The sequence below is a fragment of the Cognatishimia coralii genome, assembly GCF_037478305.1.
Taxonomy (GTDB): Bacteria; Pseudomonadota; Alphaproteobacteria; order Rhodobacterales; family Rhodobacteraceae; genus Cognatishimia; species Cognatishimia coralii.
The window spans coordinates 756,219-774,542 of sequence record NZ_JBBGAZ010000001.1; the positions used below are offsets into that span (position 1 = coordinate 756,219).

Below are 18,324 nucleotides of genomic sequence, written 5' to 3' on the forward strand. Positions count from 1 at the left end.
TCGCCTTAAAAACATAGTATTTCTACGGGTGTAGAAAACGCGCGTTGAAAGGCCAGTCATGAGAGCGGGATTGTAAATTATTTTTCCACGGTCTTGTTGACTAATTTTCTAAGAAACCCAGCGCGGTATACGCTTTTCAAAAAACGCAGAAACGCCTTCCTTCGCGGTCTCGGTTTCCCAGCATGACACAAGCTCGGAAATGCTGTGATCGATGGTCTCTTCGGTGATGTTCCCCCCAAGCGCGAGAGCCAGACGTTTCGCCCGCGCAACGGCTTCAGGTGCAGCGCTCAGATATGGCAGGATCTCGGCCTCAACGGCCGCATCGATCTCGTCTTTGGCCACCACCTTGGCCAGCAGCCCAAGCTCTTTTGCCTCGTCTGAATCAAACAGTCGGGCCGACATAAACACACGTCGCGCATTGGCCTCTCCCATTCGGGCGAGGACATAGGGGCCGATGGTGGCCGGGATCAACCCAAGGCGCGTCTCGGTGAGACCCATTTTTATCCCCTCAGCCGCAATCGCCACATCACAGACCGAGGTCATCCCAACGCCGCCGCCAAAGGCATTGCCTTCAAGACAGCCAATCAAAGGCTTGGGCATCGTGTTTAAGGCATTGAGCATCATTGCAAGCGCTTTGGCTTCGCGCGCACGGGTCTCGGCATCCGCCGCCATCTGTTCTTGCATCCAGCCGAGATCACCGCCTGCGCAGAAACTCTTGCCAGCCCCCTTCAGCACAACGACCCGAACATCCGCGTCCTGCCCCAAAAGCGTTGCTGCTTGGGTCAGCTCTTGGATCATGAGGGCTGAAAGCGCATTATGCTTTTCCGCTCGGTTCAACAAAAGCGTTGCGACGCCGCGCGGGTCAGTCTCGATCCGGATCGTTTGAAACGCGCTCATTTTACTCTCCTGTGCGCATGGCCTGTGCCATGCCAGCTGCTTTTTCCAGAACTTGGGCGTTCAAACCGGTCGTAAAACCCAAGGCCTCAAGCCGTGCCTGAACCGCTTCGGTCGCGACATTGCCCGCAGCGCCCGGCGCATAAGGGCAGCCCCCTAGCCCACCGACCGCCGCATCAAAGACGCGAAGGCCTTGATCCAGCGACGCCTCGATATTGACCAACGCACGACCGGCTGTGTCGTGATAATGCCCTGCGAGTTTTTCGACCGGAACCTCTTGGCTCACCACCTTCAGCATCGCGGTAATCCGCTCGGGCGTGGCTTGGCCAATTGTGTCGCCCAGCGAAATCTCATAGCAGCCCATGTCAAACAGATCCCGCGCGACCTTCGCAACCCGCTCAGGCGCGACGGGCCCGTCATAAGGGCAATCCGAAACGCAGCTTACATAGCCGCGCACCGGGATGCCCTGCCCCTTGGCCGCCTCAGCAACTGGCGCAAAGCGCGCGAGGCTTTCTTCGATGCTGGCGTTGATATTGGCCTTTGAAAACCCCTCAGACGCCGAGCCAAAAATCGCGATTTCATCCGCTTTGGCCGCAACCGCGCCATCAAACCCGCGCATGTTCGGTGTGAGCGCGGCATAGGACACGCCATTTGCCCGTGTGATACCCGCCAAAACATCCGCCGAATCCGCCATCTGAGGCACCCATTTCGGAGACACAAAACTCGCCACTTCGATGCGGCGAAACCCCGCAGAGCTTAGGCAATCGACCAGCGCAATCTTGTCAGCCGTTGCGATCTGTTGCTTTTCGTTCTGCAACCCGTCGCGCGGCCCCACCTCGAATATCTCAACAAACTCAGTCATCTAGACCTCGGGGACAGGATAAAAATCCTGCGCATAGAAGTTTTGCGGCCCTTCTTTGGCCAATACGGCTTGATAGGCGGGGCGCGCCTGAATGCGGGCGATATAGGCCCGAACGTTTGGAAATGGCGTGAGGTCGACAAAGAATGGCACAGCAAAGAGGTTAAACCCCAGCATCGTATCCGCCGCCGAAAAGCCGCTTGGCAACAGCCAGTCCTGCCCATCCAAAGCTGCCTCAATAACCTTCACAGACGCCCTTAGCCGAGCGACTTCGAGCTTTAGAACGACGGGCGAAGCTTTGGCAGGCGGGCGCAAGAACACCATCTGTAAATTCAAGGACGCAATCGTGCTGGCCTGGGTTTCCGCATAAGACAGCCACTGCAGAAAGGCGATGCGCTCAGCCTCTCCGGCCAGACGTCCCAAACCATGCTCCGGCCGCGTTTCACAAAGGTATTCGGTGATGGCGGGGCTTTCAAAAATCACTTGCCCGTCGATCTCTAGCGCAGGCGCGCGACCACCCGGAGATTTCGCGAGATAGGCCGGATCGCGCAGGGATCCATCCGTGATCGCGTAAGTCTCTACCTCATAGTCGAGCCCCATTTCTTCCAGCAGCCACATAATCCGCATCGAGCGCGAATAAGGAATATGATGCAGTGTGATCATACAGCGCCCTCCTCCATCAGGATCAGAACATCGCCCGCATTGACCTGAGCCCCTTCCGAACAAGGCACTTCCGAGACCACCCCGTCCATACCCGCAAGCAAAGCGTGTTCCATCTTCATGGCCTCAAGGATAGCCAAACGATCGCCTTTTTGAACCGTGTCGCCTTGGGATACAAACAGAGCCTTCACCACGCCCGGCATCGGAGCGGCCACAGAATTCCCTGCAGCATCGGCATCGGTCTGACGATCCAAAGGATCCAAAATCTGAAACGCCACGCTTTGGGCCGCAAAGACTGTAATTTCTTGGCCTTGGAACGCATGGGCGTAGACAGCTTTTCCTCCGACGGACCAAACGCCTGACGCCTTAGAAAATTCAAAGCTCTCGCCCAGCGCGTGAACGGTAATCTGAGATGGGCTGTATACTTCAGTCGCGACCGCAAAGACTTCGTCGCCTTGCGGGAGTTCAAAACTCTGGCGCAGCGCCCCCCACAGGGAAAACCCACTTTCTTTGGTCAAGCTTGGCAAGATCGCAAACAAGGCAGCCTGTGCCACTAGCGACGCGGTCACACCCTGAGCCTCAATAAGCGCCTCATAGTCTCGCGCAATCAGGCCCGTATCAACGTCACCTTTTGAGAACCCCTCATGCGCTGCCAACTTCGCCAGAAACCCTAGGTTCGTCACTGTGCCCGCCAGTTCCGTCTCGCCCAGCGCGCGGCGCATCTTGGCAAGCGCAATCTCGCGCGTCGCTCCATGGGTGATCAGTTTTGCCACCATCGGATCATAGAAAGGCGAGATCTCATCCCCTGCCCGCACACCGCTGTCCGCGCGACAGCCCTCCGAGAACATTAGGTGCGAAATCCGGCCAATCGCTGGCAAGAAGTTATTGTTGGCATCCTCCGCATAAAGACGCGCTTCAAAGCTATGGCCTGTGATCGTCAAATCCTCTTGCGCCATAGGGATCGGCTCCCCGCTGACCACACGCAGCTGCCATTCCACCAGATCGACGCCAGTGATGGCCTCCGTTACCGGATGCTCCACCTGCAAGCGCGTGTTCATCTCCATGAACCAAAACCGATCCGCGCGCAGACCGTCCGAGCCGTCCACGATAAACTCTACCGTCCCCGCGCCCTTATACCCAATCGCCTCCGCAGCCCTCACGGCCGCCTGCCCCATCGCCTCACGCACTTCTTCGGTCATGCCCGGTGCAGGCGCTTCCTCAAGCACCTTCTGGTGACGACGCTGCAAGGAACAGTCGCGTTCAAAGAGATGCACGGCATTCGTTCCATCGCCAAACACCTGAATTTCGATATGACGTGGGTTCTGGATGAACTTCTCAATCAGAACATCAGCATTGCCAAAGCCCGTCATGGCCTCACCCTGCGCACTCGCTAAGGCCTCTGCAAAATCGGATGCGGCTTCAACGATCCGCATCCCCTTGCCGCCACCACCAGCAACGGCCTTGATCATAACGGGATAGCCAATGCGTGCAGCTTCTTCAGCCAAGAAAGCCGCATCCTGATTATCCCCATGATACCCCGGAACGACAGGTACACCTGCCTCAACCATCAAAGCCTTCGCTGCATCCTTAAGCCCCATAGCCCGGATCGCGCTGGAGCTTGGCCCAATAAACACCAGCCCCGCAGCCTCAACCGCATCCACGAACTCAGGGTTCTCCGACAGAAACCCATAGCCCGGATGAATAGCCTCTGCCCCCACGGCCAGCGCCGCATCAATGATGGCATCCCCGCGCAAGTAACTCTCTGCAGGAGCGGCTCCGCCAAGGCTCACCGCCTCATCCGCCATCGCCACATGCTTCGCGCGCGCATCCACATCCGAATGCACCGCAACACAGTCCACGCCCATCGGCTGAGCCGTCTCAATCACGCGGCAAGCGATCTCTCCGCGGTTGGCAATCAGGATCTTTTTAAACATCTTCTGCACCCATTTCGGTAACCCAAAGACCGGGCAATTCTTCTTTTGGAATGTTCAGTTCAGCCAATACGATCGCCCCATAGGGATCAGTTGGCTCCAAGGTTAAGCAACTTCGGTTGGATACAGGCTGACCATCGGTAGAATTCGTAGCTACAGCTTTAATTTGATGGCGTTTTCCGGCCACTAGAACATCCATACCTTCGCGGGGCAGACCCTCAACTTTCGTGAGCATCAAGACCAACCCCGTGCCGGGAACCGCAAACACGTGCTCGATCTCTCCTCGATACATCACCAGAACCTCATTTCTCTTGCATCAAATATCCCGGGGGAATTGGCCGTCAGGCCAAGGGGGCAGCGCCCCTCTACATCCGGAACACACCAAACTTCGTCTCTTCAATCGGCGCACAGAGTGCCGCCGACAGGCTCATCGCCAAAACATCGCGGCTCTTGCGTGGATCAATGATCCCATCATCCCACAGACGCGCCGATGCATAGAGCGGGTGGCCCTGTTCTTCAAACATATCAATCGTGGGCTGCTTAAAGGCCGCTTCCTCGGCCTCAGACCAGCTGCCACCTGACCGCTCGATAGCCTCTCGCTTCACGGTAGCCAGAACCCCCGCCGCCTGAGGCCCACCCATCACGGAAATCCGCGAATTCGGCCAGCTCCACAAAAACCGCGGAGAATACGCGCGCCCCGACATCCCATAGTTGCCAGCCCCAAAAGAGCCCCCAACCAGCATCGTCACCTTAGGCACATTGGTGGTCGCCACAGCCGTCACCATCTTGGCCCCATGGCGCGCAATACCTTCGTTCTCGTATTTCCGCCCAACCATAAAACCCGTGATATTCTGCAAGAATACCAGTGGGATATTGCGTTGGCTGCACAGCTCGACGAAATGCGCGCCCTTCTGGGCACTTTCGGAAAACAGCACGCCATTATTGGCGATGATCCCCACTGGGCAGCCTTTGACGTGCGCAAAGCCCGTCACCAAAGTCTCACCAAAGCGCGGCTTGAACTCATCAAAGCGCGATCCATCCACCAGCCGCGCGATCACTTCTCGAATGTCATAGGGCTGGCGCAGGTCGGTCGGCACCACACCCAAGATTTCAGCTGGATCATAGGCAGGCTCCTCTGAGTTTTGCCAAGCCACAGTCTTTGGCTTCTCAATATTCAGATTGCCCACAGCCCGCCGCGCTATTGCCAAAGCATGGGCGTCATCCTCAGCCAGATAATCCGCAACACCAGATAAGCGCGCATGCACGTCCCCGCCGCCCAGATCCTCAGCGCTCACCACCTCTCCAGTCGCAGCCCTCACCAAAGGCGGCCCAGCCAGGAAAATCGTCCCCTGTTCTTTCACAATGATCGAGACATCTGACATCGCAGGCACATAAGCGCCCCCTGCCGTACAAGACCCCATAACCACAGCAATCTGTGCAATCCCCTTGGCGCTCATCCGCGCCTGATTGTAAAAGATCCGCCCAAAGTGATCGCGGTCCGGAAAGACCTCATCCTGATTGGGCAGGTTCGCGCCCCCGCTGTCCACCAGATAGATGCAAGGCAGACGACACTCCTCTGCGATCTCCTGCGCCCGCAGGTGTTTCTTAACCGTCATCGGATAATAGGTGCCGCCCTTCACAGTGGCATCATTACAGACCACCATGACCTCATGGCCCATCACGCGACCCACCCCGGCAATCGCGCCCGCGCAGGGCGCTGCGCCATCATACATCCCATGCGCCGCCGTCGCCCCAACCTCCAAAAAGGGGCTGCCCGGGTCCAGCAAATTCGCAACCCGCTCACGTGGCAACATCTTGCCTCGGCTCAGATGACGCTGACGGGATTTCTCACCACCCCCCAAAGCCGCCGCTGCCGCTACATCATTAATCTCTTTGAGTGCCGCCAGATGCCCTTCGACATTGGCCTTAAAGCCTTCAGAGCTTGGAATTGCAGAAGACGAGAGCTTCATCACATCTTCCCCATCAACTCGCGGCCAATCAGCATCCGGCGGATTTCAGACGTGCCAGCCCCAATCTCCATCAGCTTCGCATCACGGAATATCCGGCTCACAGGCGTTTCATTCATAAAACCCATGCCTCCCATCGCCTGCACCGCCTGATGCGCGACCTTCATGGCTTCCTCAGAGGCATAGAGAACACAAGCCGCGGCATCCTGCCGCGTGACCTCGCCACGATCACAGGCCTTAGCAACCTCATAGACATAGGCGCGCGAGGAATTCATCGCCGTGTACATATCCGCGATCTTGCCCTGCATCAGTTGGAAATCTCCCAGAGACTGCCCGAACTGCTTGCGCTCTTTTAAATACGGCATGACCTCATCCAGACAGGCAGCCATAATCCCTGTGCCAATGCCCGACAGAACCACCCGCTCATAATCCAGCCCCGACATCAGCACCTGAACGCCCTTGCCCTCTTCACCAAGGACATTCTCAAAGGGAACCTCAACGTCCTCAAAGATCAGTTCCGCCGTATTGGACCCGCGCATCCCCAGCTTGTCGAAATGCTTAGAGGTCGAAAAGCCCTTCATCTCTTTCTCGATCAGAAAGGCGGTCATCCCGCGCGACCCAGCATCCGGGTCCGTCTTGGCGTAAACCACCAGAGTATCCGCATCCGGCCCATTGGTGATCCAGAACTTATTGCCGTTCAGCACATAGCGATCATTGCGCTTCTCGGCCCGCAGCTTCATCGACACCACGTCAGACCCAGCGCCGGTCTCAGACATCGCCAGAGCACCCACATGCTCGCCCGAAATAAGCCGCGGCAAATACTTCGCGCGCTGTTCATCCGTGCCATTCAGCTTAATCTGGTTCACACAGAGGTTGGAATGCGCGCCATAGGACAGTGACACCGAGGCCGAGGCCCGCGCGATCTCTTCCACCACAATCACATGCGCCAGATAGCTCATGCCCGCGCCGCCGTATTGCTCATCCACCGTGACGCCCAGCAACCCAAGCTCCCCCATCTCGCGCCAAAGCTCATTGGGAAAGGCGTTAGAGGCATCGATCTCAGCCGCCAAAGGCTTCACCCGCTCTTGCGCCCAGCGGTGGGTCACCTCGCGGATCGCCTCGATATCCTCGGGCATGTCAAACTTCATCGTGTGCAAAAACATGGGCTGATCCATTTATTGAACATTTGTTCATTTATAGCCACAAGTCAAACCAACTGGCAAGCGCGCCGCAAGCTTTGCGACGCGACGTCCCGTCTTTCTCTTGCCCAAAATATCCGCGCCGCAGGCTTACCCCGCCTGAAACACCGCGCTGACCTCTGCTTTGATGATCCGCGCGATCAAAGCGCAATCCTCTTCGCTAAAGGTCAAAGGGATACGCATGTCGATAATGCCATCCAAAACCCGATCCGTGCGCTTCATCGGCTCGGACGGCGCGTAACGCCAGGAATCATAGCGCGAGGTAAAGGCAACAGGCTCACGCCCACCGAACCATTTCAGTTCAACCCCACGCGCCTTACAGCGATCTAAGACGTCATTCACTTTGTCCGCCGTCCAATCGAGCAACAGAAACTGGATCGACGAGCCCACAAAATATTCCTCGTCCGGCCGCTCAACCACGGTAAGCCCCGGCGTCTCGCGCAGCCCTTTCTCAACCACCTTATAACGGGCATTCCAACGCTCGGCCTGCTCGGGCAAGGCCCGCAGCTGAGGTCGCAGGATTGCCGCCCTCAGATGGTCCATACGCCCCGACACATTCGGCGTCGTGTATTTGATCTTTTCAAAAACCTCAGCCGGAGGCACCGCCCCGTGGCGTTCATAGAGCATGTATGACCCGCTCAAGATCGTCGCCCGCGCCATCAATTCGGGATCATCAGACACCAGCAAACCACCCTCGCCGGAGTTGGCGTGCTTATAGGTCTGCGTGGAGTAGCACGCCATATCGCCCCAAAGCCCAGACGCTTTACCGCGCCAAGAGGCCCCCATCGTATGGGCGCAATCTTCAATGACGCGGATCTTGTTGGCCACGCAGATCTCCATCAAGGCATCCATATCACAGAGATGCCCGCGCATATGGCTCAGCATAAGCACATCGGCTTGATCCGCTTTCGCCGCTAAGTCCTCAAGATCAATGACCAACTCCTCGGTAACGCCCACAAAGACCGGCACTGCTCCGACAGAGGCAATCGCCCCTGGCACCGGCGCCAGCGTAAATGCATTGGTCAGAACCTTATCGCCCGGCCCAACCTCCATTGCGCGCAATGCCGCACCCATCGCATAACCACCAGAAGCCACCGCCAGACAATAGTTCACCCCAAGCTGCGCCGCGAATTCTTGCTCAAGCAGCGACACCTCGCCCAGCTCGCCCTCGGCCACATTATAACGATGCAGCCGCCCGCTTTGCAGCACAGCCATCGCGGCGTCGATCCCTTCCTGAGGGATCGGTTCTTGCTGGGTGAAATTACCGGTAAAGATCTCTGTCATAACGTCACTTTTTCAATGCAGGCGCGGATTGGCAAGAGGCGTTACGCCGTACCGATCAAACGCTCTACGATCTCGGGCAGCTCTGCGTAATCGGACATCAGGGCCTCAGGCATAAGCGCAGCCATATCCTCGCCGCTTGGACCAAAGGTCACGAGGATCGAGGGCACACCCGCCGCCTTGGCCGTATTGCGATCCGTATCGCTGTCGCCCACCAAAACCGTATGCGGCATCTCTCCGCCCAGCCGCGCGACCGTTTCCACCAAGGGGGCCGGATCAGGCTTGCGCACCGGCAGAGTATCTGCCCCCACAAGCGCCTCAAACGCATCCCGCACGCCCAGTTCTTTCAGCAACTGATCCGCCAGACCCTCGGGCTTATTGGTGCAAATCCCGACGCCGAACCCTCGCGACTTCAGCGCCTCGATTGTTTCCATCGCACCGGAATAAATCCAGCTATGCGCGCAGATTGTCTCGCCATAGGCTTTCAACAGAACGGGGTAGTACGCCTCTACCGTTTCAAGGCTGTAACGATCCGTGCGCTCAAGGCCGACCGTGAGCATCCGCTTACCGCCCCGCAGCGCAACGCCCGAATCGCGTTCCGGCGAAAGAACATCTCCTAACCCCATGTCGCGAAAGCAATAATTCGCCGCAGCCAAAAGATCGCCACTGGTGTCCGCCAGTGTCCCATCCAGATCGAAAACAACGGTTTTGCGCATACTTGCCCCCTCAATCGGCCCAAAGCGCGGCGGTTTTCTGCCAAGCCCTGTTACAAGTCGCAAACATCTTTGATGGTTTCCCCACTTGCACGGCCCCCGCACTCGGATAAAACGAGCGGGTTAGAAATACAAAGAGAAATCTTAATGTCTATTGCACTGGTCATCCTTGCCGCGGGGAAAGGCACTCGGATGAACTCGGATCTTCCGAAAGTCTTGCATCAGATTGCGGGCGCGCCCTTGCTGGTGCACGCTATGAAATCCGGGGCGTCGCTCTCGCCTGAAAAAACCGTTGTGGTGGCGGGGCATGGGTTTGAGGCGGTGAAGAAAGCCGCTCAGGACTGGGACGAAGACACAGAGGTCGTGCTTCAGGAAGAGCAGAACGGCACAGGCCACGCCGTTATGGTCACGCGCGAGGCGCTGGCAGGCTTTGACGGCGATGTCATGGTGCTCTATGGCGATACACCCTTTGTGCAGCCCGACACGCTTGAACGTATGGTCGCTGCGCGCGGAGACCACGCGATTGTCGTACTGGGGTTCAACGACGATACGTCTGAAAAATACGGTCGTCTGGTGATGGACGGCGATACGCTCACCGCGATCACCGAATACAAAGACGCAGATGACGCCACCCGCGCGATTGATTTCATGAACAGCGGTGTAATGCTGATCAAAGGCGATGTACTGTTTGATCTGCTGGATGAGACGAATTCTGAAAACGCATCAGGCGAATACTACCTCACCGATATCGTCGAGGTCGCCCGCAACAAGGGTCTGACCTCCACCGCGATCTCTTGTGATGTCGCGGAAACCATGGGCGTCAATTCCCGCGCGCATCTGGCCGAGGCAGAAGCCGCTTTTCAAGCGCGCGCCCGTGCCGAGGCCATGGAGGACGGGGTGACTCTGGTCGATCCTGCAACGGTCTTTCTGGCCCATGATACGGTTATTGGGCGCGATACGGTCATTGAACCAAACGTCTTCTTTGGCCCAGAAGTCACGATTGAGTCCGGCGCTCATATCCGCGCCTTTAGCCATCTTGAGGGTGCACATGTCTCGCGCGGCGGCGTCATTGGCCCCTATGCGCGCCTGCGCCCCGGCGCGGAACTCGCTGAGGACGTCAAGATCGGCAATTTTGTCGAGGTCAAGAACGCTCAGATCGATGAGGGTGCCAAGGTCAATCACCTCTCTTATGTGGGTGACGCGCATGTGGGCGAAAAGGCCAATATCGGAGCGGGCACGATCACCTGCAACTACGATGGCGTGATGAAACACAAAACCACCATCGGCAAGAACGCCTTTATTGGTTCAAACACGATGTTGGTGGCCCCCGTCACTGTCGGCGACGAAGCCATGACGGCCTCTGGATCAGTTATTACCAAGAACGTGGGCGAAGGCGCACTGGCGCTGGCCCGCGCCGAACAAGTTGAAAAACCCGGCATGGCCCGCAAGCTTTTTGAGATGCTGCGCGCCAAGAAAGCCAAACTTTCTAAGGACAAGAATTAATGTGTGGGATTGTAGGTGTTTTGGGGCATCACGAGGCCGCCCCAATATTGGTTGAGGCGCTCAAACGACTTGAATATCGCGGCTACGACAGCGCTGGTATTGCAACCGTCGAGAACGGTGCGCTGGATCGCCGCCGCGCGGTAGGCAAGCTGGTGAATCTGTCTGACCTTTTGGTGCATGAACCATTGGCGGGTAAATCCGGCATCGGCCATACCCGCTGGGCCACGCACGGCGCGCCATCGGTCTATAACTGCCACCCGCATCAGGCTGGCCCTGTCGCGGTCGTCCACAACGGTATCATCGAGAACTTTCGCGAGCTGCGCGAAGAGCTTTCCGCCGCAGGCTATGGCTTCACAACTGAAACCGACACTGAAACCATCGCCCTGCTGACGCAGATGTACATGGAAGCAGGCGACGCGCCCGTCGACGCAGCCCACAAGACGCTCGCAAAACTGGATGGTGCTTTTGCTCTGGCGTTCCTTTTCGAAGGCGAAGAAGACCTGATCGTCGCGGCCCGCAAAGGCTCGCCCCTAGCCATCGGTCATGGTGATGGTGAGATGTTTGTCGGCTCTGACGCGATTGCACTTGCGCCTCTGACCGACGAAATCACCTACCTTGAAGAAGGCGACAGCGCCGTCCTAACCCGCACCTCGCTAGAGATCCGCAACGCTGACGGCGCGCTCGCCAATCGCGCCAAAAAGAAAATCGCCATCGATTCAGCGCAGGTTGATAAGGGCGGCTATAAACACTTCATGGCCAAGGAAATCGCCGAACAGCCGACGGTCATCGGCGAGGCCATCTCCCACTACCTAACGCAAGACGGCACTGATATCGCTCTGCCCGCCGAGATCGATTTCACCAAAATCGACCGTTTGACCATGGTCGCCTGCGGCACGGCGTTTTATGCCTGTATGACTGCCAAATATTGGTTTGAACAACTGGCGCAGTTGCCGGTCGAGATCGACGTGGCCTCTGAATTCCGCTACCGCGATCCGGTGATCACCAAGGACACCGCTGCCCTTTTCGTCAGCCAATCTGGCGAGACCGCCGACACGCTCGCAGCCCTGCGTTATTGCGAGGGCAAGGCCGAGCAGATCTTGTCAGTTGTCAACGTGGCAACCAGCTCGATTGCGCGGGAATCCGACGTGGCCCTGCCGATCCTTGCAGGCACGGAAATCGGCGTGGCCTCGACCAAAGCCTTCACCTGCCAATTGACCGTTCTGTTGATCCTCGCGCTAAAGGCCGCCAAGGACCGCGGCACCATCGAGGACTCACGCTATCAAGAGCTCTTGACCGAACTGCGCGCCTTGCCCGGCATCATGAACCACGCGCTGACCATCGAAGCGGTCACGGAAAAGATCTCGCGCAAACTGGCCGAAGCCCGCGACATCCTGTTCTTGGGGCGCGGCGTGATGTATCCACTGGCACACGAGGGCGCGCTTAAACTCAAAGAAATCAGCTATATACACGCCGAAGCTTATGCTTCTGGAGAGCTGAAACACGGCCCCATCGCCCTGATCGACAAAAAGGTTCCCGTGGTGGTACTAGCCCCGCGCGACGGGCTCTTTGATAAGACGGTCTCCAACATGCAAGAGGTCATGGCGCGCAACGGGAAAGTACTTTTGATATCGGATTCCAAAGGCCTGATGGAAGGCGGCGAAGGCACATGGGAAGCCATCGCCATGCCCGACGCCGATCCTGTTCTGACCCCGATCCTTTATGCGATCCCGGCCCAACTTTTGGCCTATCACACCGCCGTGTCCAAAGGCACCGATGTGGACCAGCCGCGCAACCTCGCGAAATCGGTGACGGTGGAATAGGCTTTACGGCGCGCAGTCAATGCGTAGTCTGGCGAGGACGTGACCAAGGAGAGTTTCATGTCCTCTTACGAAACCTTGCCAGACAACCTTCCCACGCCTGTAGATGACGGCGCCTGTGCCCATCTTGTGGGCATGTCCTTGCCTGATCTGGATTTGCCAACCACCGGTGGCGGATCGGTCAACCTCTCTAAACTGCCGCGCAAAACAGTGGTCTATTGCTATCCTATGACCGGCGTGCCAGGCGTTGCACTTCCCGACGGTTGGGACGAGATACCCGGCGCACGCGGATGCACGCCACAATCCTGTTCCTTTCGCGATCACAACGCCGAGATCAATGCGCTTGGGGCCGATGTCTTTGGTCTCAGCACGCAGGACACGGCTTATCAGGAAGAAATGGCGGAGCGTCTCCACCTGCCCTTCCCAGTGATCAGCGACGACGGTTTCGCTTTGATCGAAGCGTTGAACCTTCCGACCTTCGAAGCCGACGGCAAACGCCTCACCAAACGCGTGACCTTTATTATTGATGCCGGCAAAATCACCGCCGTCCACTACCCGGTTTTCCCAAGCCATTCCGATCCAGAGTGGGTCATGGCACAGTTGAAAGAGGCCTAGCCGATGGGTACGCAATATCCAGAACTGAGCGATGCGCATATCAAGTTCATCGGCCAACAGCACATCTTCTTCGTGGGGTCTGCTGCCACGGATGGGCGGGTGAATATTTCGCCCAAAGGCATGGACAGCCTGCGCGTCCTAGGCCCAAACCGCATCATCTGGCGCAACATGACCGGCAGCGGCAATGAAACCGCAGGCCATCTGGCAGAGGTCAACCGGATCACGCTCATGTGGTGCGGATTTGAGAAAGTGCCGATGATCCTGCGGGCCTATGGCACAGCGCGGACCTTGCATCCGAGGGATGAAGAGTTTGAGGGGTTCAATACCGATTTCCCGCCCTCGCCCGGCGCGCGTCAAATCTATGATGTGACCATTGAAATGGTCCAAAAATCATGCGGTTACGCGGTACCTTTCATGGACTATGCGGGCGATCGGGATGTCTTGAAAAAATGGGCCGAGGACAAAGGCCCCGATGGCGTTCAAACCTATTGGGAAGAGCGCAATCAGCAGACCATCGACGGCAAACCCACAGGGATCATCACGTGACCTTAGACGAGGCAATCGCCGAACTGCGCGCCCATATCGAACCCGGACGTGCCGAGGGCATGGCCGCCTATCACAAACAGACCCGCGAGGTCTGGGGCATCCCGAACCCGGCCACCAATGACGTCACCAAAGGCTGGCGGCAGCGATTGACGGTAGAGGAACGGGTGCAGCTCGCCGCGGATCTGTGGCAGACCAATATCTTCGAAGCGCGACTTGCGGCCGCCAAAGTCCTGACCCAAGCGCGCATCAAACCTGATGACACGGGCGCGTGGGATCTGATCCAAAGCTGGGTACCCGATTTTGACAGCTGGGCCATCGCCGATCACGCGTGTATGGCTGGACAGAAACGCCTTGTCGCAGACCCCACTCGCGTAGATCAGGTCGAGGCCTGGACGCAGTCAGACCACATGTGGTCCCGCCGCGCGGCGCTGGTGATCACCCTGCCCTGGACCAAACAGAACTTTCCGAAACCTGCCGAACTCGAGACCCGCGATCGCGTCCTTGGCTGGGCCGCAGGCTATGTCGCCGACCATGATTGGTTCATCCAAAAGGCGGTGGCTTGGTGGGTGCGAGACCTCTCCAGACACGACGCCGCTCGAAGCCGCGCCTTCCTGAACGCCCATGGCGAGAAAATGAAACCCTGGGCGCGCAAAGAAGCCGCACGTCATATGTCCTAAATCACGCCTCACGCGTCGGTGAAGCCCCTTGCAGCGCCAAGGGCTTAGGCATAGTTTGCAGGCATGACAGCTCCGCTTATTGACCCATTCATGCGCCCGATCACCTATCTGCGTGTCTCTGTGACCGACAGATGTGATTTCCGCTGTGTCTATTGCATGGCCGAGGACATGACCTTTCTGCCCAAGCGCGACTTGCTGACGCTTGAGGAGTTGGACCGCATGTGTTCGGCTTTCGTGGATCTGGGGGTCGAGAAACTGCGGATCACCGGTGGCGAGCCTTTGGTGCGCCGCGATATCATGACCTTCTTCAAAGGCATGTCGCGCCATCTGGACAGCGGTGCTTTGAAAGAACTGACGCTGACCACAAACGGCAGCCAATTGCACCGCTTTGCGGATGAGCTGGCGTCTTATGGCGTCAAACGGATCAATATCTCTCTTGATACCATCGTGCCCGATAAATTCGCGGCGATCACCCGCTGGGGTAAGCTCGACAACGTGTTGCGCGGCATCGATGCGGCACAAAATGCTGGCATGCGGGTTAAGATCAACGCCGTCGCGCTGAAGGACTTCAACGACAGCGAACTTTTCACCATCACCGAATGGTGCAAGTCGCGCGATATGGATCTGACATGGATCGAAGTCATGCCAATGGGCGACCTCGGCAATGAGGACCGTCTGGGCCAATACTGGTCACTCGAAGACCTGCGTGGCCAGCTCGCCCAACAATATACGCTGACCGAACTGTCTGAACGCACCGGAGGCCCTGCCCGCTATGTGCGCCTTGAAGAAACTGGCCAAAAGATCGGCTTTATCACTCCGCTGACCCATAATTTCTGCGAAAGCTGCAATCGCGTGCGCCTGACCTGCACGGGTCAGCTCTATATGTGCCTTGGCCAAGAAGACATGGTGGACTTGCGCGCACCTCTGCGGGCCTCAGAAAGCAACGGACCAGTCACCGACGCCATCCGCGATGCGATCAGCAAAAAGCCAAAGGGCCATGATTTCGACTATTCCCGTCAACGCATCGACGGTCAGATGTCGCGCCACATGAGCCATACTGGCGGATGAAGACGGACCAAGAGGCCGCGCCGCTCCCGACGCTCTACCGGCTTTACACGGTAGGCGCGCAAATGGCGTCACCGATCCTGGATCGTATGCAGCGCAAGAAACTACAGAAGGCAGGTGTTGTGAAAGCCCGCCTGAACGAGCCCGCGGGCTTTGCCAGTGTTAAGCGTCCACTGGGTCGGCTTTTGTGGATCCACGCGGTGTCTGTTGGGGAAACCCTGTCGATTTTGGACGTTCTAAAAGAGCTGCGCGCACAGGCGCCTCGGATGACCGTGCTTTTGACGACCACCACGACGACATCAGCCGAACTCGCGGCGAAACGGCTGCCTGAAGGCTGCATCCACCAATTTGCGCCGCTCGACACTCCAGCGGCCACCAAACGTTTTCTGGAGCATTGGCAGCCTGACCTCGTGACATTTGTCGAAAGCGAAATCTGGCCGCATCAGATCGTGAGCGTGCATGACGCCGAAATTCCTCTGGCGCTGATCAATGCGCGGCTTTCGGCAAAATCCCTTGCGTCATGGGCCAAACGGAGCGACCTCGCGCGAGCGCTGTTTGGACGGTTTACCTTGATACTGAGCCAAACCGATCCGGTGCGCGACGGTTTGCGGGCGTTCGTGCAAGAGCCATGGAAAGTCGTCACCTCAGGAGACCTTAAGAAATCCTCAGATCCCCTTCCGGTCGATGATCTTGAAAAGGCCCGACTGGCCCGCGCAATTGGCGACCGCTCGTTCTGGCTCGCAAGCTCGACCCATGAGGGTGAAGAAGAATTGATGAGCGGGGCCCATCGGCAATTCGTGGCGCAGCATGAAAACGGTTTGATGATCCTTCTGCCTCGCCACCCTGAGCGCGGCGAAGAGCTGGCCGAGGCATTACGCGCAGAAGGTTGGACCCTCGCGCAACGCAGCAAGGGCGAGCCCATTACCGACGATACTCAGATCTATCTGGCCGATACGTTAGGCGAGACGGGCCTGTTTTACAGCCTCACGGATCTGGTTTTCGTGGGTGGCTCTTTCGTGCCTGTCGGCGGGCATAACCCTTACGAGCCCGCCCATATGGGCTGTGCCATCCTGCACGGCCCACTTTATGCGAATTTCGCGCAGGCCTACGCGGATATGGCCGAGCAAGAGGCCAGCCTTGAGGTCGCGGATGCGGATGCCCTAGGCCAAGCGCTTTGTGATCTGTGGGGTAATGACGAAGTCGAGCTTTTGCAGGCCAATGCCAAATTCTACATCGAAGCAAGCCGGAATATCCGTAAGGACGTGGCAGGCCATCTGCTGGCGCTGATTGATACCTAGTGCAGCCGTGATTTGATCCGGCGGATCAGATACCAGACCAAGCCGATCACCGGCAGGGTCAGCCCCGCGATCAACACGCTTTTGGATATCCCAAACACGCCAGCCAGCGGCATGAACAAATAGCCCGCGAGCGACACCGCGTAATAGCTGATCGCCACTACCGAGAGCCCTTCGACCGTCTCTTGCAACCGCAACGCCAGATGCGCGCGTTTGTCCATGCTGGCCAAGAGCTCTTGGTTCTGTTCCGAGCGCGCCACATCGACCTTCGTCCGCAACAACTCACTGGCACGGATGGAGCGATCTGCCAGTTGGTTCAGCCGGTCTTGCGAGGCTTCAATCGTGCGCATCGCCGGATCAAAGCGGCGCATCATGAACTCGCCAAAGCTTTGACGCGCCATGAAAGGCGTCTCGCGCAGGACGTCGATCCGCTGCTTCACAATCGCGGAATAGGCCTTGGTCGCACCAAACCGATAGGACGAGCGGGCAATCGCGGCCTCAAGCTCCTGAGAGATACTGAGCAACCCGTCCAGCGTCTTCTCCGCCTCGGCATTGCCTGTCATGTCATCCATGAGCCGCGTCAGCTCGACCTCAATCTGGCCTGTCCGCCCTGCCATATCCCGCGCACGAAAGAACCCGAGCATCGACATGGCTTTGTAGGTCTCGATCTCGCAGATCCGCTGGGTGACCCGCCCGATCCGTCCAGGACCGCAGTCCTTTTTGGGAAAGATCGCAAAGCGCAAGTGGCCGGCGGGATCGACACGGAAATCGCCTGCAACGACGGCGGATTCATCCAGAACATAGCTGCAGGCCATGCTTTCCGGCACGAACCATTCACGCATGTTATTCAGAACATCCTCATCCTTGCCCTTTTCCTCAACGCGAATAAGCGCAGAGGTCACGCGCACGCCGGGTGCCTCTTGCAGCCAGTCATGCGGGAACACCTCAAAGGCAGCAGGGTCAAAGGGGCGATCCGTCAGGCCTTCGGAAAAGATCGTATAAGTGACGAACTCGGTGTGTTGCTCCCACTTGATATTATGCTTGCCGATCGTGCCGGAATAATGCGTTGCCCCGGGCTGTGGATGCGGTGCGCCATATCGATCCAGCAGAGCGATCAAATGCGCCAGATCCCCATCGCGATCCCGCCCTGCGGCTTGATCTTCTTTCTTGATCGCCAGGAACGCAACGGTCGCCGGAGCGTTGAAAGACGGGAACGGGCGCGCATGCAGCTCGTTGGCGAGCTTAAATCGCAGGGGGTGATCAGTGATTGGGGTCATGCGCGGTCTCCGTTTGAGCGCAACA

General features: G+C 57.8%; 17 protein-coding genes. 7 read left to right on the forward strand and 10 right to left on the reverse strand.

Annotation, left to right across the window (positions count from 1 at the left end):
• Window positions 1-108: 108 nt before the first annotated feature.
• The 9 genes from WG622_RS03885 to WG622_RS03925 all read right to left on the reverse strand — a co-directional run bounded on the left by WG622_RS03885 (window position 109) and on the right by WG622_RS03925 (window position 9,507).
• Window positions 109-897 (reverse strand): crotonase/enoyl-CoA hydratase family protein, encoded by a 789-nt coding sequence (locus WG622_RS03885; protein WP_339402368.1) that lies wholly within the window; start codon window positions 895-897, stop codon window positions 109-111.
• Window position 898: 1 nt separating this feature from the next.
• Window positions 899-1,756: a hydroxymethylglutaryl-CoA lyase gene (locus WG622_RS03890; protein WP_339402369.1), complete on the reverse strand. Its 858-nt coding sequence runs from the start codon at window positions 1,754-1,756 to the stop codon at window positions 899-901.
• Window positions 1,757-2,416: a glutathione S-transferase family protein gene (locus tag WG622_RS03895; protein WP_339402370.1), complete on the reverse strand. Its 660-nt coding sequence runs from the start codon at window positions 2,414-2,416 to the stop codon at window positions 1,757-1,759.
• Complete coding sequence (locus WG622_RS03900; RefSeq protein WP_339402371.1) at window positions 2,413-4,347, reverse strand: ATP-binding protein; 1,935 nt, start codon at window positions 4,345-4,347, stop codon at window positions 2,413-2,415. Before WG622_RS03900 ends, WG622_RS03895 begins: the two co-directional genes overlap by 4 nt.
• Window positions 4,340-4,636 (reverse strand): hypothetical protein, encoded by a 297-nt coding sequence (locus tag WG622_RS03905; RefSeq protein ID WP_339402372.1) that lies wholly within the window; start codon window positions 4,634-4,636, stop codon window positions 4,340-4,342. The genes WG622_RS03900 and WG622_RS03905 overlap by 8 nt, the downstream gene beginning before the upstream one ends.
• Window positions 4,637-4,709: 73 nt before the next feature.
• Entirely contained in the window at window positions 4,710-6,314 is a 1,605-nt protein-coding gene (locus tag WG622_RS03910) for a carboxyl transferase domain-containing protein (RefSeq protein WP_339402373.1), read from the reverse strand.
• Window positions 6,314-7,474, reverse strand: coding sequence for an isovaleryl-CoA dehydrogenase (locus tag WG622_RS03915; protein ID WP_339402374.1), 1,161 nt, complete (start codon window positions 7,472-7,474; stop codon window positions 6,314-6,316). Before WG622_RS03915 ends, WG622_RS03910 begins: the two co-directional genes overlap by 1 nt.
• A gap of 126 nt (window positions 7,475-7,600) precedes the next feature.
• Window positions 7,601-8,794, reverse strand: coding sequence for a DegT/DnrJ/EryC1/StrS family aminotransferase (locus WG622_RS03920; RefSeq protein ID WP_339402375.1), 1,194 nt, complete (start codon window positions 8,792-8,794; stop codon window positions 7,601-7,603).
• A 41-nt stretch (window positions 8,795-8,835) separates the two neighbouring features.
• Entirely contained in the window at window positions 8,836-9,507 is a 672-nt protein-coding gene (locus WG622_RS03925; protein WP_339402376.1) for an HAD-IA family hydrolase, read from the reverse strand.
• Window positions 9,508-9,651: 144 nt separating this feature from the next.
• Between WG622_RS03925 and glmU the strand changes: the two genes are divergently transcribed.
• From glmU to WG622_RS03960, 7 genes are all read left to right on the forward strand, one after another.
• On the forward strand, window positions 9,652-11,007 hold the full coding sequence (glmU, locus tag WG622_RS03930; protein ID WP_339402377.1) for a bifunctional UDP-N-acetylglucosamine diphosphorylase/glucosamine-1-phosphate N-acetyltransferase GlmU: 1,356 nt from the start codon (window positions 9,652-9,654) through the stop codon (window positions 11,005-11,007).
• A complete protein-coding gene (gene glmS, locus WG622_RS03935; protein WP_339402378.1) occupies window positions 11,007-12,827 on the forward strand; it encodes a glutamine--fructose-6-phosphate transaminase (isomerizing) in 1,821 nt (606 codons plus the stop codon). The genes glmU and glmS overlap by 1 nt, the downstream gene beginning before the upstream one ends.
• A gap of 57 nt (window positions 12,828-12,884) precedes the next feature.
• Window positions 12,885-13,439 (forward strand): peroxiredoxin, encoded by a 555-nt coding sequence (locus tag WG622_RS03940; RefSeq protein ID WP_339402379.1) that lies wholly within the window; start codon window positions 12,885-12,887, stop codon window positions 13,437-13,439.
• Between the two features lie 3 nt (window positions 13,440-13,442).
• Window positions 13,443-13,985: a pyridoxamine 5'-phosphate oxidase family protein gene (locus WG622_RS03945; RefSeq protein ID WP_339402380.1), complete on the forward strand. Its 543-nt coding sequence runs from the start codon at window positions 13,443-13,445 to the stop codon at window positions 13,983-13,985.
• Entirely contained in the window at window positions 13,982-14,662 is a 681-nt protein-coding gene (locus WG622_RS03950) for a DNA alkylation repair protein (RefSeq protein ID WP_339402381.1), read from the forward strand. Before WG622_RS03945 ends, WG622_RS03950 begins: the two co-directional genes overlap by 4 nt.
• 63 nt (window positions 14,663-14,725) lie before the next feature.
• Window positions 14,726-15,730 carry a GTP 3',8-cyclase MoaA gene (gene moaA / locus WG622_RS03955; RefSeq protein WP_339402382.1) on the forward strand — a complete coding sequence of 335 codons (1,005 nt, stop codon included), beginning with the start codon at window positions 14,726-14,728 and terminating at the stop codon, window positions 15,728-15,730.
• The gene (locus WG622_RS03960) at window positions 15,727-17,025 is read left to right on the forward strand and encodes a 3-deoxy-D-manno-octulosonic acid transferase (protein WP_339402383.1); all 1,299 of its coding nucleotides are present in this window, start codon (window positions 15,727-15,729) and stop codon (window positions 17,023-17,025) included. Before moaA ends, WG622_RS03960 begins: the two co-directional genes overlap by 4 nt.
• Here WG622_RS03960 and WG622_RS03965 read toward each other — a convergent pair.
• Complete coding sequence (locus WG622_RS03965; RefSeq protein ID WP_339402384.1) at window positions 17,022-18,299, reverse strand: DUF3422 family protein; 1,278 nt, start codon at window positions 18,297-18,299, stop codon at window positions 17,022-17,024. The two genes, WG622_RS03960 and WG622_RS03965, sit on opposite strands and share 4 nt — an antisense overlap.
• Window positions 18,300-18,324: the final 25 nt, after the last annotated feature.